Annotated in this window: 20 protein-coding genes, 1 other RNA gene and 1 pseudogene; 10 read left to right on the forward strand and 12 right to left on the reverse strand. The window is 56.3% G+C overall.

The window, feature by feature from the left end:
- Window positions 1–665 precede the first annotated feature (665 nt).
- An RNA gene (rprA, locus tag VGM55_RS09515) (antisense sRNA RprA) lies at window positions 666–772 on the forward strand.
- On the opposite strand, the gene VGM55_RS09520 is transcribed toward rprA, so the two are convergent.
- The 3 genes and pseudogenes from VGM55_RS09520 to VGM55_RS09530 all read right to left on the reverse strand — a co-directional run bounded on the left by VGM55_RS09520 (window position 769) and on the right by VGM55_RS09530 (window position 2,372).
- Window positions 769–1,671 (reverse strand): alpha/beta hydrolase, encoded by a 903-nt coding sequence (locus tag VGM55_RS09520; RefSeq protein ID WP_331635328.1) that lies wholly within the window; start codon window positions 1,669–1,671, stop codon window positions 769–771. The genes rprA and VGM55_RS09520 overlap by 4 nt on opposite strands.
- Before the next feature lie 9 nt (window positions 1,672–1,680).
- Window positions 1,681–2,160: pseudogene (locus VGM55_RS09525) on the reverse strand (TonB-dependent siderophore receptor); the annotation flags it as partial.
- Window positions 2,085–2,372, reverse strand: a complete 288-nt coding sequence (locus VGM55_RS09530; RefSeq protein ID WP_331635329.1) for a hypothetical protein — start codon at window positions 2,370–2,372, stop codon at window positions 2,085–2,087. The pseudogene VGM55_RS09525 and the gene VGM55_RS09530, both read right to left, overlap by 76 nt.
- A gap of 152 nt (window positions 2,373–2,524) precedes the next feature.
- Between VGM55_RS09530 and VGM55_RS09535 the strand changes: the two genes are divergently transcribed.
- Window positions 2,525–4,087 (forward strand): alpha/beta hydrolase-fold protein, encoded by a 1,563-nt coding sequence (locus tag VGM55_RS09535; protein ID WP_154186331.1) that lies wholly within the window; start codon window positions 2,525–2,527, stop codon window positions 4,085–4,087.
- 79 nt (window positions 4,088–4,166) lie between these two features.
- Here the strand turns inward: VGM55_RS09535 and ppsA are convergent, their stop codons facing one another.
- Window positions 4,167–6,545: a phosphoenolpyruvate synthase gene (gene ppsA, locus VGM55_RS09540; protein WP_154186149.1), complete on the reverse strand. Its 2,379-nt coding sequence runs from the start codon at window positions 6,543–6,545 to the stop codon at window positions 4,167–4,169.
- A gap of 326 nt (window positions 6,546–6,871) precedes the next feature.
- Here ppsA and ppsR point away from each other — a divergent pair, with 326 nt between their 5' ends.
- The 8 genes from ppsR (at window position 6,872) to VGM55_RS09580 (ending at window position 14,973) form a co-directional block, all read left to right on the forward strand.
- Window positions 6,872–7,705: a posphoenolpyruvate synthetase regulatory kinase/phosphorylase PpsR gene (gene ppsR, locus VGM55_RS09545; protein ID WP_154186151.1), complete on the forward strand. Its 834-nt coding sequence runs from the start codon at window positions 6,872–6,874 to the stop codon at window positions 7,703–7,705.
- Between the two features lie 171 nt (window positions 7,706–7,876).
- Entirely contained in the window at window positions 7,877–8,923 is a 1,047-nt protein-coding gene (gene aroH, locus VGM55_RS09550) for a 3-deoxy-7-phosphoheptulonate synthase AroH (RefSeq protein ID WP_154186153.1), read from the forward strand.
- A 189-nt stretch (window positions 8,924–9,112) separates the two neighbouring features.
- Window positions 9,113–9,277, forward strand: a complete 165-nt coding sequence (gene hemP / locus VGM55_RS09555; protein ID WP_154186155.1) for a hemin uptake protein HemP — start codon at window positions 9,113–9,115, stop codon at window positions 9,275–9,277.
- Window positions 9,278–9,367: 90 nt separating this feature from the next.
- Window positions 9,368–11,347, forward strand: coding sequence for a TonB-dependent hemoglobin/transferrin/lactoferrin family receptor (locus VGM55_RS09560; protein ID WP_331635330.1), 1,980 nt, complete (start codon window positions 9,368–9,370; stop codon window positions 11,345–11,347).
- An 11-nt stretch (window positions 11,348–11,358) separates the two neighbouring features.
- Window positions 11,359–12,390: a hemin-degrading factor gene (locus VGM55_RS09565; RefSeq protein WP_154186159.1), complete on the forward strand. Its 1,032-nt coding sequence runs from the start codon at window positions 11,359–11,361 to the stop codon at window positions 12,388–12,390.
- Window positions 12,387–13,202 (forward strand): heme/hemin ABC transporter substrate-binding protein, encoded by an 816-nt coding sequence (locus VGM55_RS09570; RefSeq protein ID WP_154186160.1) that lies wholly within the window; start codon window positions 12,387–12,389, stop codon window positions 13,200–13,202. The genes VGM55_RS09565 and VGM55_RS09570 overlap by 4 nt, the downstream gene beginning before the upstream one ends.
- A 35-nt stretch (window positions 13,203–13,237) precedes the next feature.
- Window positions 13,238–14,197 (forward strand): FecCD family ABC transporter permease, encoded by a 960-nt coding sequence (locus VGM55_RS09575; RefSeq protein ID WP_154186333.1) that lies wholly within the window; start codon window positions 13,238–13,240, stop codon window positions 14,195–14,197.
- On the forward strand, window positions 14,194–14,973 hold the full coding sequence (locus VGM55_RS09580) for a heme ABC transporter ATP-binding protein (protein ID WP_154186161.1): 780 nt from the start codon (window positions 14,194–14,196) through the stop codon (window positions 14,971–14,973). Before VGM55_RS09575 ends, VGM55_RS09580 begins: the two co-directional genes overlap by 4 nt.
- On the opposite strand, the gene selO is transcribed toward VGM55_RS09580, so the two are convergent.
- From selO to ihfA, 8 genes are all read right to left on the reverse strand, one after another.
- On the reverse strand, window positions 14,974–16,419 hold the full coding sequence (gene selO / locus VGM55_RS09585; protein WP_331635331.1) for a protein adenylyltransferase SelO: 1,446 nt from the start codon (window positions 16,417–16,419) through the stop codon (window positions 14,974–14,976). It abuts the gene before it with no gap.
- Between the two features lie 64 nt (window positions 16,420–16,483).
- Window positions 16,484–17,215 carry an EAL domain-containing protein gene (locus VGM55_RS09590; protein ID WP_331635332.1) on the reverse strand — a complete coding sequence of 244 codons (732 nt, stop codon included), beginning with the start codon at window positions 17,213–17,215 and terminating at the stop codon, window positions 16,484–16,486.
- A gap of 168 nt (window positions 17,216–17,383) precedes the next feature.
- Window positions 17,384–18,358: a LacI family DNA-binding transcriptional regulator gene (locus VGM55_RS09595; protein ID WP_154186165.1), complete on the reverse strand. Its 975-nt coding sequence runs from the start codon at window positions 18,356–18,358 to the stop codon at window positions 17,384–17,386.
- A gap of 125 nt (window positions 18,359–18,483) precedes the next feature.
- Entirely contained in the window at window positions 18,484–18,945 is a 462-nt protein-coding gene (locus VGM55_RS09600; RefSeq protein ID WP_154186167.1) for a C40 family peptidase, read from the reverse strand.
- Window positions 18,946–19,022: 77 nt separating this feature from the next.
- Window positions 19,023–19,769 carry a vitamin B12 ABC transporter ATP-binding protein BtuD gene (gene btuD, locus VGM55_RS09605; RefSeq protein ID WP_154186169.1) on the reverse strand — a complete coding sequence of 249 codons (747 nt, stop codon included), beginning with the start codon at window positions 19,767–19,769 and terminating at the stop codon, window positions 19,023–19,025.
- A gap of 1 nt (window position 19,770) precedes the next feature.
- Complete coding sequence (locus tag VGM55_RS09610) at window positions 19,771–20,322, reverse strand: glutathione peroxidase (protein WP_154186171.1); 552 nt, start codon at window positions 20,320–20,322, stop codon at window positions 19,771–19,773.
- Window positions 20,323–20,348: 26 nt separating this feature from the next.
- A complete protein-coding gene (gene btuC, locus VGM55_RS09615) occupies window positions 20,349–21,329 on the reverse strand; it encodes a vitamin B12 ABC transporter permease BtuC (protein WP_154186173.1) in 981 nt (326 codons plus the stop codon).
- 109 nt (window positions 21,330–21,438) lie between these two features.
- A complete protein-coding gene (gene ihfA, locus VGM55_RS09620) occupies window positions 21,439–21,738 on the reverse strand; it encodes an integration host factor subunit alpha (RefSeq protein ID WP_001229265.1) in 300 nt (99 codons plus the stop codon).
- Window positions 21,739–21,793: the final 55 nt, after the last annotated feature.

Consider the following 21,793-nt stretch of genomic DNA (forward strand, 5'->3'; position numbering starts at 1 on the left):
CGGCTATCACCCAAACATTCGGGGTCGTTCGCGATTCGTTCCCGACGATCGCTCTCTTTCGCTGCTCCCGGCAGCTCAACCCCGCCTGAGTTGGGTCATAACCGGGGGCGATGAGAGCCGGGAACAAGGGCGTGGCTGTGGGGCTTGCAGCAATTTTTATGTTCAGCGTGGCTATGAGCTTGAAGCGAGGCACGGTTCCGGCTTAAATCGCCTCCGTTTTCTCTCCGACTGGCCAGGGGCCGGCCGTCGGGAACGGCCGGAGGCTGAGAGCGTCGGGAACGCATCTCAGCCGACCCAGGACTGGGAGATAAAACGGAGGTCTGCCGCTTCAGCGGTCGATTTATTTGGCCGGGAGTCCGGGTTCTTAGGGGCGCGACGGTGGCTCCCCTGAGACGTTCACCGGTTCGGTGGCTGCATATAAATATGTACTTGAGGTGAACGGAGCTTAATCCGTCCAGCATAATATGGCCAGGCGAGAACTAACACCTGACACAGTGACTTAACGCAAATAGTTAATATCGCTAATCAATAACAGCTTTTTCCTTCGCTATTCCAGCTATTGAAGCCCCCGCTTCGGGCTATGCTGTCTCAAGTTTTTTACCTTTCGTTAACGATTGAGACGAATCTGAGAGACGCCACTTAGCCAGATGCCTACTATTTAACTCACGGTTATGAATCAACACGTTGATTTGTAAGCATCGAAATCCCCTGAGTGAAACAACGAATTGCTGTGTGTAGTCTTTGCCCATCTTGATGATGGGCTTTTTTTTATTCTGATTTCGCAAAGTGATTGATAAGCACACCATGCAGAACCAGCGGCGCAACGGTCAGGTGGCTCTGCCCTTCAACCAGCGTAAAATCAACGCGGTGCGGTGCTTTCGCTATCAGCACGTTGGCCATTTCACGGTTAGCATCAACCATTGCCCGCTGTCCACGATGTTTTAGCAACGCGGTGCGCTTTGCCTCCGGCAGCCTGGCTTCCTGCGGCTGCAGCGACTGTTCATATCCCCCGACCGAAATCGAAAGCTGAGTATGCCCCTCATCCGATTGCCAGGTTTGCGCCATTCGCAGCAGGTAGCGGTCGTTCCACCATACCGAAGGGCTTGAGGCGTAAAAATGCTGGAAAGCGCCAGGGGAGGTCATAAACAGCCAGGTGGTAAAAAGGCCGCCATACGAGTGGCCAAACAACGCCTGCCGCTGCGGGTTGATTTGCCATCGCTGTGCAACCCAGGGCTTGAGTTCGGCGTCAATAAACCGCCAGAACTTCTGCGCTTCGCCTGGTGCACCGGGCGGGTAAGTGCCGCCTGCCGGGTTAGGTTCCAGCGCGACTTTATCTACCGTTGGCCGGTAGTCTCGCTCCCGGCGGCTGTCGCCCGGGTAGTCAATAGCGACCACGACGCCGGGCGTGAGTGGACAGCGCTCGCAGGTCAGGCGCTGCATCAGCGACACCGCCCCGGGGAAGACGGATTCGCCGTCCAGCAGATAAATAACCGGCCAGCCTTCTGCCGGGGCCTGACCTTCGGGCCAGGAAACCATGATTTTATACTCGCCGTTTTCCGGCGAATTCAGGCTATGTACCAGGGTATTAGCCAGCGTGTAGGGCTTATCTTGCGTGAGTGCCGCTCCAGAAGGGGCAGCAAGTGCGATAAGCGCCATTAGCAGATAGCGCAAATTTTCTCCTTACCAGCGATAGCTGACGGTTGCGGTCAGGGTGCGGCCCATGCCGTAGAAGCACGCCGAATCAGACGCGCAGGAAGCCACATATTTTGTGTCCGCCAGGTTGTTGACGTTGACCTGCACGGCGGCCCTTTTCAAATCAGGACTCACCTCACCCAGCTCATAGCGCAGCATCACGTCATACAGATCCACGGCGGGTACTTTAAACGTATTTTTCGCATCGCCATAGCTGGTGCCGATATAACGAACCCCGACGCCAGCGGTGAGGTTTTTTAGGGTACCCTCAGGAATGGTATAGCTGCCCCACGCAGAAGCCATGTGAGCAGGAATGCGCGCAGGCGTTTTTCCCTCGGTTCCTGCGACGGTAGTACTCACGGTTTCCGCATCCGTCCAGGTGTAAGCGCCTATCAGGTTAAGGGCGTCAAACAGCGTTGAGTGAATCTCTGCTTCAAGCCCTTTTGAGCGAATTTCACCGGCGTTTTCACCAGCTCTGCTGCGGTTTTCGTCGCGGACAGCGTTTTGGTTGCCACCATTCCCTTCAGCGGGGCGGCAGGATCTTCACTCACCGAGCCGGTCACAACGAGAGTCTCCTCGCTGCCCTGCCGTTCCTGCGCCTGAACGCCGCCTACCATCCCCATGGTACTGACCCCCATCAGCCACAGGCTATGGGTTACCTTATTATTTTTAAAGCGCATGACCAAAACATCCCCTGTGATTAGGTGAATTAAGTTCGCCTTTTTCTCCTGTTACGTTTTGTCGTAAAACGCAACGACCCGCAATGTTATTGCAAATCAATCTCATTTGCATTAGCGTGTATGCACTTTTTTATCAGGATACGATGGGCACGATGAGAGCCGCCTGGAGCGCATTAATGTTAGGGCTTTGTTCAGCGTCGGCGGTGGCCGCGACCTGCACCTTTACCGGCAGCCAGGGAGAGCAGGAGGGAAAGTTCGACGCCAGCGGTGAAATCTGCTTTGGGCTTCCGGCCCTGCGGGAGAATTACGCTAACGTCCGGCTGAGCGGCGTGACCGACGCCAGCCTGATTGACAGCAAGGGCAGGCTCTGGCGCGCGCTGGTGGAAAATGGCCCGGTGGACGGCAAACACAACCCGCTTTTTGCCCTGCCCGTCGGCCAGGCGTCAACGCTGGTGCTGCGCGGTGAACCCGGTAAACGCTGGCAGTTTCGCTGGCAGATTCGTGAGACGGTTCCACTCAAACGCAATGAAATGCAATCCCCGGAAAGTCCGGCACTGCTGGCGCTTGAGCAAGCACTAAGTCGCGGCGCCAGCACCGAGGCCTTCTGGCAGGAAAGACGCGAGCAAGGTACGCCGCTGGTCGAAACGATAGACGCCAACAACAAGCGCGTTACCTTCCTGTGGCGTGGCGCGCAGGGCAACGTTTTTGTGCTCGGCTCACCGGCAGGCGATCACGACCCGATGTTCCGCCTGGGGCAGTCCGATGTCTGGTATCGCAGCTATGTGGTACCGGCTGATACGCTGATGCAGTACAAGCTTGCGCCTGATGTCCCTCTTACCGAAGGCACCGCTCTCGAGCAGCGCCGCGCAATTCTGGTCACGGCTCAGGCCGACCCGCTTAATCCGCAGTTCAGCCCGTCGGGCCATGGGGATCGCTGGAGTCGTTTCTCGCTTTTAGACCTCACCGCCCGCCGCTATTTTACGCCGCAGGCTACCTCGGAACCCATCCGCCATGGCTCGCTGGTTCGTTACCAGGTTGAGAGCAAAAAGCTCAATAACCGCCGTGAAGTGACGGTGTACCGGCCGCGAGGCAGCCAGCCCGCACGCTGGACGCTGATGCTGTTTGACGGCCGCATGTATCAGGATCGTTATCATCTCGCCAACGTGCTGGACGGCCTGATTGCCCGCCATGCCCTGCCGCCGGTGAACGCCGTGTTTATCGACAGCCTGGACGGCGAACGCCGTGAGAAAGAGCTGCCGCCCAATCCGGACTTTGCCGATTTTATGGCCCAGGAGCTGACGCCGTGGCTGAATCGTCAGGGCATCACCACTACGGCGCGGAAAACCATTGTGGCGGGTTCAAGCTACGGCGGGCTTGCCTCTGCCTGGGTTGCCCTGCGTCATCCCGAGACGTTTGGCAACGTGCTGAGCTTGTCCGGCTCTTACTGGTGGGCGCCTGAGGGCGAAATGCCGGGCTGGCTAACCCGGCAGTATCAACTGTCACCACGTTTACCGGTGCGTTTCTGGCTGCAGGCGGGGCGTTTTGAAAGCAAAGGCGCGGACGGCGGTATTTACCGTAATACACAACAGCTTGAAGCCGTCCTGCGTGAAAAGGGCTACGAGGTAAGCTTTACCCCCTGGTCGAGCGGGCATGATTATGCGGCGTGGTGCGAGGCCATTATTACCGGCGTGAAGGATTTGATTAAGCGGGGATGATAGCCGCCCCGGTGAGCTTCCCAATGCACGACAGGAAGACACCGGAGCGGTTCCCTTTCTTTTTAATGAGAGAGGGGCGTTACTTGTTCAGTTCGGCGAGGCTTAGCCAGGTTTGCACCACGGTGTCCGGGTTCAGGGACAGACTGTCAATCCCCTCTTCCATCAGCCAGGCCGCGAAGTCTTCGTGATCGGAAGGCCCCTGACCGCAGATCCCCACGTATTTACCCTGTTTCTTCGCCGCTTTTATGGCCATCGACAGCAGCGCTTTCACCGCATCGTTACGCTCGTCAAACAGCTCGGAAACCACGCCAGAGTCGCGGTCCAGGCCCAGCGCAAGCTGCGTCATATCGTTAGAGCCGATGGAGAAGCCGTCGAAGTATTGCAGGAATTCGTCCGCCAGCAAGGCGTTGGACGGGATCTCACACATCATGATAATTTTCAGCCCATTTTCACCGCGCTTCAGGCCCTGGCGTTCGAGCTCTTCGACAACCGCTTTCGCCTGGGCGACGGTACGCACAAACGGTACCATCACTTCGACGTTAGTCAGACCCATTTCGTTTCGCACGCGCTTCATGGCCGCACATTCCAGCGCGAAGCAGTCGCGGAAGCTGTTCGCCACGTAGCGGCCTGCACCACGGAAGCCCAACATGGGGTTCTCTTCTTCCGGCTCATAACGCTCGCCGCCCACCAGATTGGCGTATTCGTTAGATTTAAAGTCGGAAAGACGCACAATGACACGCTTCGGCCAGAACGCCGCGCCCAGCGTCGCGATCCCTTCGGTCAGGCGGCCAACGTAGAACTCAACCGGATCGTCATAGCCTTTCATCATCGTGCGGATCTCAGCCTGCAGAGCGGGCTCCTGCTGGTCGAACTCCAGCAGCGCACGCGGATGCACGCCAATCATGCGGTTGATGATAAATTCCAGACGCGCCAGGCCAACGCCTTCGTTCGGCAGACAGGCGAAGTCGAAAGCACGGTCCGGGTTACCCACGTTCATCATGATTTTCAGCGGCAAATCCGGCATCGCGTCAACCGTGGAACTTTTCACGGTGAAGTCGAGAATTTCAGCGTAAACGTAGCCGGTGTCGCCTTCAGCGCAGGATACGGTAACGTTCTGGCCGTCTTTCATGCGCTCAGTTGCGTCGCCACAGCCCACAACGGCCGGAATGCCAAGCTCACGGGCGATGATCGCCGCGTGACAGGTACGTCCGCCGCGGTTGGTGACGATCGCCGCCGCTTTTTTCATGATCGGTTCCCAGTCCGGGTCGGTCATGTCGGTAACCAGCACGTCGCCCGGCTGGATGCGGTTCATTTCGCTGATGTCGTGGATAACTTTTACCGGACCTGCGCCGATGCGGTGGCCAATCGCGCGGCCTTCCGCCACGATTTGCCCCTGGGCGTGCAGCTGGTAGCGCTCCATGACCTGGCCCTGAGAACGCACGGTTTCCGGACGAGCCTGAACGATAAACAACTTGCCGGTGTGGCCGTCTTTAGCCCACTCGATATCCATCGGGCGGCCATAATGTTTTTCGATCTGTACCGCCTGCTTAGCCAGTTCCTGAATCTCTTCCTGGGTAATACAGAAACGATCGCGGTCGGCTTCCGGCACGTCTTCAATACGTACCTGCTTGCCGTGTTCCTGAGTCGGCGCGTAAACCATGCGGATTTTTTTCGAGCCCATGGTGCGGCGCACGATAGCCGGATTACCCGCTGCAAGCGTTGGCTTGTGCACGTAGAATTCATCCGGGTTCACTGCGCCCTGCACCACCATTTCCCCCAGGCCCCACGCGGCGGTGATAAACACCACCTGATCGAAACCGGATTCGGTATCGATGGAGAACATGACCCCGGAAGAAGCCAGGTCGGAGCGCACCATGCGCTGTACGCCAGCAGAGAGCGCCACGCCACGGTGGTCATAGCCCTGATGCACGCGGTAGGAGATGGCACGGTCGTTAAACAGCGAGGCGAAAACGTGTTTCACCGCCACCAGCACGGCATCAAAGCCCTGCACGTTGAGGAAGGTTTCTTGTTGCCCGGCAAAGGAAGCGTCCGGCATGTCTTCGGCGGTAGCGGAAGAGCGCACCGCAAAGGAGGCTTCGGCATCATCGGCAGAGAGCGTTTGATAGGCTTCGCGGATAGCGTCTTCCAGCTCAGGCTGGAAAGGCGTGTCAATAATCCACTGGCGAATCTGCGCCCCGGCTTTCGCCAGTTCGCTAACGTCGTCAATGTCGGTTTTATCCAGCAGCTCATAAATTCGCTGGTTCACGCCGCTCTGGTCGAGAAACAGGTTAAACGCCTCGGCGGTAGTGGCAAAACCATTCGGGACGGAAACACCCATACCCGAAAGATTGGTAATCATTTCACCCAGGGAGGCATTTTTGCCTCCGACCCTGTCTACATCATTCATGCCGAGTTGGTTATACCAAAGCACCAGCGGTGACGAGCCATTATTGGACATCGAAACAATCCTTTTTTAAATGAATGGGTACAAGAAACACCAGACTTCGTATTTAGCTTTGCATATTCTGAGGGGAGAATGAAACCAGTGAATCGTTCAAGCAAAATAAAATATGACATTTTCGGATAGATCCGCTCACTTCATAAACCATTGATTATCATATAATCCTTACAATACCAATGGTTATGATGTTGATTTGAATATATTTGCGTTGGTTTATTAAATTTAAAAACGCTATTTCACTTTTTAAATTAAGATTAGCGCTACTCGGAATGCCTTGTTTTACTTTATGCTTTGGAAAACCGGTTCCCCGTTCAGGAATAAAAATGGATAACTTAGTCGATCGTCAGGTATTTTGTATTTCCGATGGCACGGCAATTACCGCCGAGGTACTTGGCCATGCGGTCATGTCACAATTCCCGGTATCTATCAACAGTATCACGCTGCCGTTTGTTGAAAACGAAAGCCGGGCGAAGGCGGTTAAAGAGCAAATTGACGCGATTTACCAGCAAACCGGCGTCCGCCCGCTGGTGTTTTATTCCATCGTGATGCCTAAAATCCGTGAAATCATCATGCAGAGCGAAGGTTTTTGTCAGGATATCGTGCAAACATTGGTCGCGCCGCTGCAGCAGGAATTAAAACTTGATCCAACGCCCGTAGCGCACAGAACCCACGGACTTAACCCTGGAAACCTGACGAAATATGATGCGCGTATTGCCGCCATTGACTACACGCTCGCGCATGATGACGGCATTTCGATGCGCAATCTCGATCAGGCGCAGGTGATTTTGCTGGGCGTCTCCCGCTGTGGCAAAACCCCGACCAGCCTCTATCTCGCCATGCAGTTCGGCATCCGTGCCGCCAACTACCCTTTTATTGCCGATGATATGGATAATATTCAGCTTCCGGCCGTGCTTAAACCGCTGCAGCACAAGCTTTTTGGCCTGACCATCAATCCTGAGCGACTGGCCGCTATCCGCGAAGAGCGCCGTGAAAACAGCCGCTATGCCTCTCTGCGCCAGTGCCGGCTTGAAGTCGCAGAAGTCGAGGCGCTGTTCCGTAAAAACCAGATTCGCTACCTCAACAGCACCAACTACTCGGTAGAAGAAATGGCGACCAAAATTCTCGACATTATGGGACTGAACCGCCGCATGTACTAAGAAACTAGTACAAAAGACCAAGCGTGTATGCTAGGGTGTACAGACTGCGTTGGGGTAATCCGTACGTCAAAGCGGGTCGAATGTTGAAATCGGCCAGCGTTGGTTTATTGTGATCCCCATCACTTCCCGGTAAATCTGCCGCAGAGAAGACAAAAATTTCTGAGACACCCAATGAACAAAACAGATGAATTGCGAACCGCGCGCATCGACAGTCTGGTTACGCCAGCTGAACTCACCGAGCGTTTCCCGGTTTCCACCGAGGTTGCACAACACGTAACCGATGCACGCCGTCGCATAGAGAAAATCCTCACCGGTGAAGACAAGCGCCTGCTGGTTATTGTCGGCCCTTGTTCAATCCATGACCTTGATGCGGCAATGGATTATGCTCGTCAGCTCAAAGTGCTGCGTGATAAGCATCAGGATCGTCTTGAGATCGTGATGCGCACCTACTTTGAAAAGCCCCGCACCGTTGTCGGCTGGAAGGGGTTAATTTCCGATCCCGATCTGAACGGCAGCTACCGCATTAATTACGGGCTTGAACAGGCACGCCGCTTGTTGCTGCAGGTCAATGAGCTTGGCGTCCCTACCGCGACAGAATTTCTGGATATGGTGACCGGGCAATATATTGCTGACCTGATTAGCTGGGGCGCTATTGGCGCACGCACCACGGAGAGCCAGATCCATCGCGAGATGGCGTCCGCACTCTCCTGCCCGGTAGGCTTTAAGAACGGTACCGATGGTAATACCCGCATTGCGGTTGACGCTATCCGTGCCGCACGCGCCAGCCATATGTTCCTCTCCCCTGATAAAAAAGGGCAGATGACAATCTACCAGACCAGCGGTAACCCGTATGGCCACATCATTATGCGCGGCGGCAAACAGCCGAATTATCACGCTGACGATATCGCCGCGGCCTGTGATACGCTGAGCGCCTTCGATTTGCCTGAGCACCTGGTGATTGATTTCAGTCACGGCAACTGCCAGAAGCAGCACCGCCGCCAGTTAGACGTCTGCGAGAATGTTTGCACGCAAATTCGCAACGGCTCACGCGCGATTGCCGGCATCATGGCGGAAAGCTTCCTGAAAGAAGGGACGCAGCAAATTGTCACCGGTCAGCCGCTAAACTACGGTCAGTCGATCACCGACCCTTGCCTTAACTGGGAAGACACCGAAGCGCTGATCGCGATGCTGGCGGAAGCCACCGACCGACGCTTCTAGCCCATATTCTCCGGCGGGCTTTTTAATAACCCGCCGTATTTCATAGCGTTATCCTCGTCGACAGCGTTTTTGTCGCAAAATTCCGCAATTCACATATTTCTTACAAATAATGCTTGCCGCTGAATCGCCTTTTTCTGATAATGATTCTCATTGTTACATTGATTTCTATTTGTATACAGAGTGAAGCGTATGGAAAAACCATTCACCCCAGCCCGCCCACAGACAACCACAGAGCCACGCCAGGTTGACAGCAAAGCGTTGCTTGGTGCCGATGGCCGCGTGGTTATCGTCCATGAAGGACAACAGTACCTGCTTCGCCAGACTCAGGCCGGGAAGCTTATCCTGACCAAATAAATTTTTACCTCTAACCAAAACAAATTAGCCAGCCACCCAGGTTATCCCCAGGCAGCCAGCGCGTTCGTTATTCTTATGGAGAGTTGCGCTATGCCTTGCACCAACACAGCGGGTTTTCGTCTGTCTGTACTCACGTTAGCCGTTTTTACCGCCCTGCCCGCCTTTGCTAAAGATGAGCAGATGACCGTGGTTGCCACCGGTAACCAGCGCAGTACCTTCGAAGCCCCAATGATGGTCAGCGTTATCGACGCGAATTCGCCGGAGAGCCAGACGTCCACCTCTGCCGCCGATATGCTGCGTAAAGTGCCGGGTATTACCATCGATGGCACCGGGCGCACCAACGGCCAGGATATCAATATGCGCGGCTACGACCGTCGCGGCGTTCTGACCCTGGTAGACGGCATTCGCCAGGGTACCGATACCGGTCACCTGAACAGCACCTTCCTTGACCCGGCGCTGATCAAACGTATTGAAGTGGTACGTGGCCCCGCGGCTCTGCTTTACGGTAGCGGCGCGCTGGGCGGCGTGATCTCCTATGAAACAGCCGATGCCGCAGATTTACTGTTCGAAGGCCAGAACAGTGGCTACCGCGTATTCGGCACCGGCGGCACCGGCGACCACAGCATCGGCATGGGCGCCAGCGCCTTTGGCCGCACCGACAACCTGGACGGCGTTGTCGCCTGGTCCAGCCGCGACCGCGGTAACCTGCGCCAGAGCGACGGCGAAACGGCCCCCAACGACGAGAACATTGGCAACCTGCTGACCAAAGGCACCTGGTATATCGATTCCGCCCAGTCGCTGTCCGGCTCCCTGCGTTACTACAACAACAGTGCGCGCGAACCGAAGAATCCGCAGACGCCGGATGCCACCGCCTCAAGCAACCCGATGACCAACCGCTCAACCATCCAGCGTGATGCACAGCTGAAGTACCATCTCGGCCCGCAGGATAACGACTGGCTGAACGCCACCGCGACGGCCTACTGGTCCGAAGCACGCATTAACGCAGAAACCCCGAACCAGGGCGGTGAGTTTCGCAAGCAGACTACAAAGGGCGGCAAGCTAGAGAACCGCAGCCACCTGTTTAACGACAGCTTCGCGGCTAACCTGCTGACCTACGGCGGTGAATATTACCGTCAGGAACAGGCTCCAGGCGGCCTGACAACCGGTTTCCCACAGGCGAAAATCAACTTCGGTTCCGGCTGGTTGCAGGATGAGATCACCCTGCGCGATCTGCCAATTTCTATTCTGGCCGGTACGCGCTACGACAACTACAGCGGCAGCAGCCAGGGCTATAAAGACGTGGATGCCGATAAATGGTCATCGCGCGGTGCGGTTTCCGTCACCCCAACTGACTGGCTGATGCTGTTTGGTTCCTATGCGCAGGCGTTCCGCGCGCCGACTATGGGCGAGATGTACAACGACTCCAAACACTTCTCCATCGGCACTCGCTACACCAACTACTGGGTACCCAATCCTAACCTGCGCCCTGAGACCAACGAAACTCAGGAGTACGGCTTCGGTCTGCGCTTCGACAACCTGGCGATGGCCAACGATGGCCTTGAGTTCAAAGCCAGCTACTTCGACACCAAAGCGAAAGATTACATCTCCACCACCGTGGACTTCGCCAAAGCGACCACCATGTCCTACAACGTACCGAAAGCCAAAATCTGGGGCTGGGACGTCACCGCGAAGTACACCGCCGATCTGTTCAGCCTGGATACTGCCTATAACCGCACCCGCGGCAAAGATGAAGAGACCGGCGAGTACATTTCCAGCCTGAATCCGGACACCGTGACCACTACCCTGGACATTCCCGTTGCACACAGCGGCTTCTCAGTGGGCTGGGTCGGCACCTTCGCCGAACGCTCTACCCACATCAGCAGCTCCTATGCAGAACAGCCGGGCTACGCGGTCAGCGATTTTTATGTCAGCTATAAAGGCCAGCAGCAGCTGCGCGGTTTAACCACTACGCTGGTGTTTGGCAACGCCTTCGATAAAGAGTACTGGTCACCGCAGGGTCTCCCGCAGGATGGCCGTAACGGTAAAATTTTCGTGAGCTATCAATGGTAAAGGAGTTATTCATGAGTCAGCGTTACGACAGCTGGATCCAGCTTAAACAAGACAACCCGAAGAAATACGCCCGGGACATTGCCAAACTGATGCACATCAGCGAAGCGGAACTGACCCATGCCCGCGTCGGGCACGACGCATGGCGCCTGAACGGCGATGTGAAAGAGATTTTCGCCGCGCTGGAAGCCGTGGGTGAAACGAAATGCATCTGCCGTAACGAATATGCCGTTCACGAGCAGGTGGGCCGCTTTGAGAACCAACACCTGAACGGCCACGCCGGGCTGGTACTGAACCCGCGCGCGCTGGATCTGCGCCTGTTTCTGAACCAGTGGGCAAGCGTGTTCCACGTCCGTGAAGAGACGGCTCGCGGTGAACGCCAGAGCATCCAGTTCTTCGACCATCAGGGCGATGCGCTGCTGAAGGTGTACACCACCGACAACACGGATGTTGAAGCCTGGAGCCAGGTGCTGACCCGCTTTATCCATACCGACAACCCAGCTCTGGACATCAAAGCCGTTGAAGAAGCGGTGATGACCCCAACCGTCGAAGCCGACAAAGTGGATGCCGAATGGCGCGCGATGACCGACGTTCACCAGTTCTTCCAGCTGCTGAAACGCCACCAGTTGACGCGTCAGCAGGCTTTCCGCCTGGTGAAAGACGACCTGGCCTGCCGCGTGGATAACGAAGCCCTCTCTCATTTGCTGAATCAGGCGAAAGAAGACGGCAACGAAATCATGATTTTCGTCGGCAACCGTGGCTGCGTGCAGATCTTCACCGGTGAAATCCGCAAGGTGGTGCCGATGGAGAACTGGGTCAACGTCTTCAACCCGGAATTCACCCTGCACCTGATGGGTGACACCATCGCCGAGAGCTGGGTAACCCGCAAACCCACCGCCGACGGCCACGTTACCAGCCTCGAGCTGTTTGCCGCCGACGGCACGCAAATCGCACAGCTGTACGGCCAGCGGACCGAAGGCCAGCCGGAGCAAGAGCAGTGGCGCACGCAGATTGAAGCGTTAATCGGCAAAGGGCTGGCAGCATGAAACGCCTGATGCTCGCCATCCTCGCCCTGCCGTTAATGGCAGGTGCGGCCGAGCGCGTGGTAACCATCGGTGGCGACGTCACCGAGATTGCCTGGGCTCTGGGTGCGGGTCAGGATGTGGTGGCTCGTGATAGCACGAGCCTTCATCCCGATGCCGTGAAAAAGCTGCCGGATGTCGGCTACCTGCGCCAGCTTAACGCCGAAGGTATTCTGGCTATGCGCCCGACGCTGGTACTCGTCAGCGCGCAGGCTCAGCCCTCAATGGCGTTGAAACAGGTTGAGGCCAGCAAGGTGAAGGTTGTTACCGTCCCGGCCGAAAACAGCCTGGACAGCATTGACGCCAAAGTGGCAGCCGTGGCTAACGCGCTGGGTAAAACCGCCGAAGGCGACAGGCTGCGTAAGGAGCTTCGCGACCAGCTGGCCGCTATTCCGGCACAGCCACTGGGTAAAAAAGTGTTGTTCATTATGAGCCACGGCGGCATGACCGCTATGGCGGCAGGACAGGAAACCGCTGCGGATGCCGCGATTCACGCTGCGGGCCTGGACAACGCCATGCAGGGCTTTAAGCGCTATCAGCCGCTGTCCCAGGAAGGCGTCATCGCCAGCAAGCCTGACCTGATTCTGGTCACCACCGACGGGGTGAAAACCCTCGGCGGCGAGGACAAGGTCTGGGCATTACCGGGCCTTGCACAGACCCCTGCGGGAAAAAACAAACGGCTGATGGTGGTGGATGACATGGCGCTGCTCGGCTTTGGCATTGATACCCCGCAGACGATCCTCGCCCTGCGTAAGAAAGCGGAGCAATTACCGTGATACGCCGCCCTTTGCCTCACCACGCCCTGTGTTTGATGGGGCTGGTTCTGCTGGCAATGGCGCTTATTGCCGCGAATCTCGGCGCCATGCGGCTGTCGGTTGCCGTGCTTTGGCAGGCGCATGACGACACGCTGCGCGATATCTGGCTCAACATCCGCCTGCCTCGCGTGCTGCTGGCGGCGCTGATTGGCGGCGCCCTGGCGCTGTCCGGCTGCGTGATGCAGGGGCTGTTCCGTAACCCGCTGGCTGACCCTGGTTTACTGGGGATCAGCAGCGGGGCCGCGCTGGCGGTGGGTCTGTCTATCGTGATGCCGCTAGCCCTGCCGGCGGTTTTGGCACTTTATGCTCCCATGTTAGCTGCATTTGTCGGCAGCCTGGCGGTGACGCTGGCGATTTTCCTGCTTAGCCGTAAGGGCGCCAACAGTTTGTCTCGCCTGCTGCTGGTGGGCATCGCTATCAACGCCCTGTGCGGCGCGGCGGTTGGCGTGCTGTCGTGGATCAGTAACGACACCCAGCTCCGCCAGCTTTCGCTTTGGGGAATGGGCAGCCTGGGCCAGGCTCAGTGGTCAACGCTGCTCGCCACCGCCTCTCTTATCCTGCCCGCAGCCGCAGGGATCTGGCTGCTGTCTAAGCGCCTTAACCTGCTCCAGCTTGGCGATGAAGAAGCGCACTATCTTGGCGTTGATGTCAAAACAACCCAGCGCCATCTGCTGATCCTGAGCGCGCTGTTGGTTGCTGCTGCGGTGGCTATAAGCGGTGTTATTGGTTTTGTTGGGCTGGTCGTGCCGCACCTGGTGCGCATGTGGCTGGGGTCCGATCATCGCTGGCTGGTGCCGGGCTCCGTGCTGGCAGGCGCGATGCTTCTGCTGGTGGCCGATACGCTGGCGCGAACGATTGTCGCACCCGCAGAAATGCCGGTGGGCCTGCTGACCAGCCTGATTGGCGGCCCCTGGTTCCTGGCGATGATTTTCCGCAGCAAGGAGAGCGCGAGATGAATGACATTTTGTCCACGCACGATATTTCGCTGAAGCTGGGCCATCGTTATCTGATTGATAACGTCAATGTCAGCCTGAAGCCGGGCGAAGTGGTCGCGCTGATTGGCCCAAACGGCGCGGGTAAGTCCACGCTGTTGCGGTTGTTAACCGGGTTTCAACAGCCTGACAGCGGGCATGTTGCGCTGGCGGGTCATGATTTGAATCAATGGTCCAACGAAGCGCTTTCCCGCAAACGGGCGGTGATGCGACAGCAAAGCAATATGGCGTTTAGCTGGACGGTAGAAGATGTGGTCGCCATGGGCCGGGCGCCCTGGCCACAGGCGTCAACGGCGAAAGTTGTGGCGGAAGTCATGGCGCTAACCGGCTGCGACTCTCTGAGCGGCAGAGATTTTTGCCGTTTATCCGGCGGAGAACAGCAACGGGTACAGTTAGCCCGGGCGCTGGCTCAGCTCTGGTGCGACGGCCAGCCTCACGGCTGGCTGTTTCTGGATGAGCCAACCTCAGCGCTGGATCTCTACCACCAGCAGCACGTGCTGCGCCTGTTGAGGCGTCTGGCACAAATGGGGACGCTGTCAGTTTGCGTTGTACTGCACGATTTAAATCTGGCCGCGCTGTGGGCCGATCGTATCGTGCTGCTGCATAAAGGCAGACTGGTCGCGGACGGGACGCCCGATGAAGTGCTGGAAGAACAAACGTTGCAGCGCTGGTATCAGGCGGACCTGCGGGTATTCCGGCATCCGGAACACCCGGTTCCTCAGGTAGGGCTGCGCCAGTAATCAGCTGGAACAGCTGACTTCCAGCCGTTTTCCCCAGTCAGGTGGGCGCTGCGTCATATCGTCTTCGCGATCGGAGAACGGCTGGAGCAGCGCTTCGTGGAGTTTCGCCAGTTCACGAGTATCGCCCTGCTCCGCGGCCTCGATTGCCCGTTGCGCCAGCCAGTTGCGTAATACCAGCGCCGGGTTCACCGCCTGCATTTTCTGCTGGCGCTCGGCATCACTCACCTGCTCGGCCTGAAGCCGCTCGCGATAGCGCCCAAACCAGGCGTCAAAACTTGCTCTGTCGATAAACTCATCGCGCAGCGGCGACGCCGCGCTGAGCTGTTCCGTCATACTCAGCATACGGAAAGTACGGGTGTAATCGCTCCCCTCTTTGCTCATCAAAGCAAACAGCTCACTCAGGATTTGGTTGTCTTCCTGCTGTTCGGTGCAGAGCCCCAGTTTAGCCCGCATCTGCTGGCCAAAGGCACGCATGATAGCCGGCTGGTAACCCTCCAGAATAGCGTTCAGCTTATCGGCGGTAATAAACGGGGAGAGCGTCTGCGCGAGGCGCTGAAGGTTCCAAAGCCCTACCGCTGGCTGGTTGTCGAACGCATAGCGGCCCTGATAGTCGGAATGGTTGCAGATAAATTCTGGCTGGTAATCGTCGAGGAAGCCATACGGGCCGTAGTCCATGGTCAGGCCAAGAATCGACATGTTATCCGTGTTCATTACCCCGTGCGCAAACCCCACGGTTTGCCAGCTGGCAATTAACGCTGCCGTACGCGCCACGACGTCGCTGAACCACAGCTCATAGCGTTCTTCAAGCCCCTGCAAATGCGGCCAGTGGTGACGAATGGCGTAATCGGCAAGCTGCCGCACTTTCTCCGGCTCGCGGCGGTAATAGAAGTGCTCAAAGTGACCAAAACGCAGGTGGCTCTCAGACACCCGGAGCAGCATAGCGCCCTGCTCAACCGTTTCGCGCTGCACGGGCGTGTCGCTGGTGACAATCGTTAAGGCTCGCGTAGTTGGGATCCCGAGGGCATGCATAGCTTCACTGGCAAGAAACTCTCGAATAGTGGAGCGCAGTACCGCCCTGCCGTCGCCCATGCGCGAGTATGGCGTTAAGCCCGCGCCTTTCAGGTGCCAGTCAACTTTGCTTCCGTCCGCCAGTTGCTGCTCTCCCAGCAAAATACCGCGCCCATCCCCCAGTTGCCCGGCCCAGACGCCGAACTGGTGCCCGCTGTAGACCTGGGCCAGCGGCTGCATGCCGGGCAGTAGCGTTTCGCCACTCCAGACACCCTGATGCTGTGCATCAAAAAGAGACCGTTCGAGACCCAACTCATCGGCCAGCGGCTGGCTGTGATAAAGCAGCTGCGCATTTTTCAGCGGCGTTGGGTTTAATTCGCTGTAAAAATCCGGCAGCTCGTCGTGCCAGGTATTCAGAAAATTTAAAGTGTTAGTCATGGTTCCTCCACCCGACAGTGTAGCCCCGGTGATGGATTTTAAACACGGTGGCGCAGCAGGGGCTTTAGTGAGAGAGACCTTCATGCGGCGGGAAAATTGACGCCAAATCCTCCGTCTGAACCAGCGGCCACAGTTTGCCCTGCATCGCGGCAAAGCCCAGCGCCTGCACTTTGCGCCGCGCGTTAGCGGAGTCTATGCCCGCCACCAGCAGTGATTCACAAAACGGTGAAACCTGCCCAATGATGGCAAGCATAAAGGGGGAAAAGGTGCGGCCCGACAGCTGTTTTTGAATAAAAAAGCGGTCCATCATCACACGTCTGAACATGCCGTCGAATAGAGACTTCGTGGTGGCATTTCCGGCACCAAAGTCTGCCAGCACCAGCGCAAAACGCTCTACCATCCAGGCCAGCCTTAAATTAGCTTTACCGCTATTTAAATCAGGGAAACTTTCGCTGATGGTTAATTCAATAAACGGCAAGGCCTTTAGTCGGATATATAAATCCTGGTTGTTAATTAGCGTATCAATAATAGTTTCGTTAATATGAACCCAGACAACAAGCTGTCGACTGATAAAGAAATGCTGATGTTCTTCTATAAGCGTTAATTTTTCTCTAAACAGCTCAAGGTGCTGCTCCGGGGCGAGGTGGGGGATAAGCAACTCGGTTGGAATACGTACCGGAGCACTGGCGCCGACAAAATTTGCGACTATTTCGACGCCCATAACGCTGTCATCCGGCCGCACGGCAGGGCGACAATAGAGATGAGAACAATAAACACTATCTAGTGAAACAATCATTTTGCCAGCCCTGTAGATTTCTGGTTGGACGGCAGAGAGATACAGCGCCAATCCGAAAATAGTCGGATAGCTGCTATCGCTGTGAATTTCACACTCATCCCTGAAACGTTTAAGCTTTATCTTTTAATGATTTCCAGCTTATCCTGGATATCCGTACATAGCCAGTTTTTAACGTAAATTACGCACGGAGTCCCTGGCAATGATACTCGGCAAAAAAGATTCATTCTCGCAGTGCTCATCAAGTAATTTGCGCGTCGCGTAGCGGGCCATATCTCCTATTGGAAAATAAACGCTGGTTAACGCGGGGCGAACAAACGCCGCCCGATCTCCACTGTCATAACAAATAAGGGATATATCCAGAGGAATACGCAAACCGCGTTCGGTAATGGCCAGCATCGCCCCCACAGCCATCTCTTCATTACAACAGTAGAGCGCGCTGATTTTATGCTGGTCGAGCAGCGAAGAGGTTTGCCTGTAGCCGCTGGGCATATCGTATTCCCCTTCCATCACCGCAGCCGGTGTAACCCCCTGCTCTTTCATTGCATCCAAAAAACCCTGCAGGCGCAGAAGGCTCGATGAACGCTGGGTCGGCCCGTGGAGGCAGGCAATTGCCGTATGGCCGGCATCAAGCAGATAGCGGGTTGCCAGATGGCTGGCAAGACGATGATCGAACACCACGCACCGTGCGCTTAATGCAGGGATGTCTCTGTCGAGGAGGATAAACCGGTTGCCACGCTCAGCCAACTGCATAAGCGTCTCATCAGCAATGGCACGGACGTGGAGGATGAGACCGTCACAGCGGAGGTTATACAGCCGCTGAATAGCGTTGCGCTCATTTTCTTCGACTCCGCGCCCCTGAGTCACCAGTAGCTGCTTACCGTTGGACTCTGCCTCGCTTTGTACGGTATCCATCAGTGCCCCGAAAAAACCACCGGTATAGGAGGTCGTGACCAGCCCTATCGAGTGACTCTGGCTGGATGCCAGTGCTCTGGCCGCAGGATTGGGGGAGTAGCCCAGCTCGGCAATCGCGGCTTCAACCTTAATACGGGTTTGCGATTTAACCTTGGTGTCGCCATTCACCACGCGTGAGACGGTGGCGCGTGAAACACCAGCGTGGGCTGCAACATCTTCGAGGGTAACCATGAAACAATCCTTAGCGGGAAAAGCACAATGCATCCCGATATTACCTGATATTGAAAACCGCGTTGACGCCGCCCGCATATTTGCGGGAAAGGTCACGATTTTCAGGCAAAATTAATGGGGAAAAGCTATATACGGCGGGCTTGCCAGAATTTTTTACGCCAGTAGACGTTGTCCAACGAGGAACGCATTACGCCCCGGCTGGTGGAGGCGTGGATGAACGTATTATCGGTATCATAAATCCCAACGTGCAGGCCGCTTTCACCCGATCCGGTTTTAAAGAACACCAGATCGCCCGGCAGCAAGTCGTCTTTGTCGATTTTTGTGCCGATCTCCGCCTGCTCGCTGGTCATACGCGGCAGCATCAGGTCAAACCTGTCGCGGAAGGTCATCAGAACGAAGCCGGAACAGTCAACACCCCGTCGGCTCATGCCACCATAGCTATACGGCGTGCCATGCCAGCTACGCAGCTGATCGTTTAACTGTGCAATGACGGTGATGGAGTCGGAAAGCCGGGCGTTTGGATGAGGTGCATTATGGCTACACCCCACCAATACTAAGCATGCCACTGCGATAAGCCACAAACGCATTTTTCAGAAAACTCCAGGCATTAGTGTTTCCAGTAATTTAGCCTGTCGTCCGGAATTATTGCAAGCTTTCCGCTGAGTTATAGCGGGCTTATCAGCATACTGTGCCCTTCGATTCGTAATAAACGGAATGACATCTGGTAAGCGGCGGTTAAATTTTTCGGCGTCAGTACCTCATCCCGCGCCCCCTGAGCCACCATGTTGCCCGCCCGCAAAAGCCACACTTTGTGGGCATGCCGCAGGCTATGATTCAGATCATGGCTGCTCATCACCACGGCAATACCGGCCTCACACTGCGCATGTAACAGGCGGTCCAGCGCTACCTGCTGAGCAGCATCGAGGCTATTCATAGGCTCGTCGAGCAACAAGAGTTGCCCGTCAGGATTCACCGTCGGATCAACCTGTAGTAGCACTGCGGCAAGCCGTACCCGTTGCCATTCTCCGCCGGAAAGCTGGTTGACCGGCCGCGCCAGCTTGTCGGTTAACCCCAGCGACTGTGCCAGGCGTACCATTGCGGCCTCCGCCTCCGGCGAAGGTTGATGCAACTGCAGGTAATGCCAGACGGGCATAGCAAAAGGAGGAAGCTGCTGCTGACTAAGCCAGGCACGGCGGCGGGAAAGCGCCGCGGGACACCATTCCTCAAGCGATTGCTGATTGAGCCGCAAGCTTCCTGGCCCGGTGCTTAACCCGGCCATTCGCGTAAGTAAAGTGCTCTTCCCCGCCCCGTTAGGCCCGACGAGATGGATAAGTTCACCTCGCTCCACCGTCGCGGTAATCGGCCCAAGCCGGCCAGCGACGGTGATGCCTGCCAGTTGCAAAACCGACAAGTTACTTAACCAAGGCCTGTTTGATGGCGTCCAAAACGACCGGATCTTCTGGCGTCATGTCCGGAGAAAAACGCTGGATCACTTTGCCATCACGGCCGATGAGAAACTTCTCGAAGTTCCACAGAATGTCGTCAGGGTAAAGCGGGCCACGCCCTTTGCTGCTCATTCGCGCCAGAAAATCGCTGCCTTCGGGTGCCAGGGCGGTTGGGCGAGCGTCAATCAGCTTCTGATAAAACGGATGGCGGTGTTCACCATTCACGTCAATTTTGCTGAACAGCGGGAACGTCACGCCATACGTCGTACTGCAAAAGGTTTTAATCTCCTCGCTGCTGCCCGGCTCCTGGCCCAGAAACTGATTGCACGGGAAGCCCAGCACGGTAAAACCCTGCGCTTCAAAGTCTTTCTGCAGGTTTTCCAGTTGCTCGTACTGCGGAGTCAGGCCGCACTTCGATGCAACGTTAACAATCAGCAGCACTTTACCCTGCCAGTTTTCAAGCGTGGTGCTTTCACCCTCAATGGTGGTGACTTCGGTATTCAAAACGTTGCTTTGCATATCATCCTCTTCATCAGTGAGCCGGATTAACGTCCGGCTTTCAATAATAACCAGATAAACACCGGTGCGCCGAGCGTAGCGGTCACTACGCCAATAGGCAACTCAGCAGAGCTTAAAGCCAGCCTCGCCACCACATCCGCCCCGGTTAACACCGCCGCGCCCGCAAGTGCGCTGGCGGGCAGAAGAACACGGTGGTCAGTCAACCCCTTAAGCCGCAGCATATGGGGGATCACCAGGCCAACAAACCCAATGGCCCCCGCAAGCGCGACGCTTACACCAACCAGCCAGCCGGTAGCCACCACCAGAATATTCCGCCACAGCCAGACGGGCAGACCAAGCTGACGAGCCGAGTTTTCACCCAGCACCATCAGGTTCAGCGGCGCATGCTGGCGGCACAGCCAAATCACCACCGGCAACAGCGTAACCATCAACCAGCCCTGCCGCCAGTCTACTCCGCCAAAGCCGCCCATCATCCAGTACATGAGCTGGCGCAGATCGAGACTCGAGCTGAAATAAACCGCCCAGGTCATTAGCGCACTACAAATAATACCGAGCGCGACGCCTGCAAGTAATAGACGACTGGTGGAGAGATGACGACGAGAAAAACGTAACAGAATAAGTGTTATCGTCAATGCGCCAAGGATGGCGCTCACCCCGAGCCCCCAGCCGGGCAGCATCCCCTGGCCCAGCAGCAACGCGATGACCAGCGCTACGCCCGCGCCGTTAGAAACACCGAGTAAACCGGGTTCAGCAAGCGGGTTTTCAAACAGCGCCTGCATAATGGTCCCGGTGACCGCCAGCGCGGCGCCGACCAGCAGCACCGCCAGCGTTCGCGGTAATCTTATTTGCCAGATGAATAGATTAGCCTCGTCGCTCCACCAGGAGAGCGGCGAAAACCAGACATCTCCTGCGCACAGGCTTAGCGCCAGCATAGCCACCGCCGCAAAGGACAGCCCTATCAGCCAGCGCCGCTCAAACCGGCGTTGTCTGGTTACAAAACTCAGCATTCGCTTAAGGGTTCCACCTGATACATTTATGCGTCTGATTTTACGGAGAGTTTACCGGTGAGGACAAGAAAAGAAAAAGGCCGCGTTAGCGGCCTTTTGTTAACTCAGGTTACTCGTCTTTTGGCGACGCGTTTTCAACCCGACTTTTTAGTTTCTGACCAGGTCGGAAGGTCACCACACGGCGCGCCGTAATGGGAATATCTTCACCGGTCTTCGGGTTGCGCCCGGGACGTTGGTTTTTATCGCGTAAGTCAAAATTACCAAAGCCCGAGAGTTTAACCTGCTCACCGTTTTCCAGAGCGCGACGGATCTCTTCGAAAAACAGCTCTACCAGCTCTTTGGCATCTCGTTTGCTAAGCCCAAGCTTATCAAACAGATATTCTGACATTTCAGCTTTTGTAAGCGCCATACGTTCAATCCCTCAATGATGCCTGGAATCGCTCTTTTAATGCCTCTACACATTT

The sequence above is a fragment of the Cedecea sp. genome (genome assembly GCF_036500665.1).
Taxonomy (GTDB): domain Bacteria; phylum Pseudomonadota; class Gammaproteobacteria; order Enterobacterales; family Enterobacteriaceae; genus Cedecea.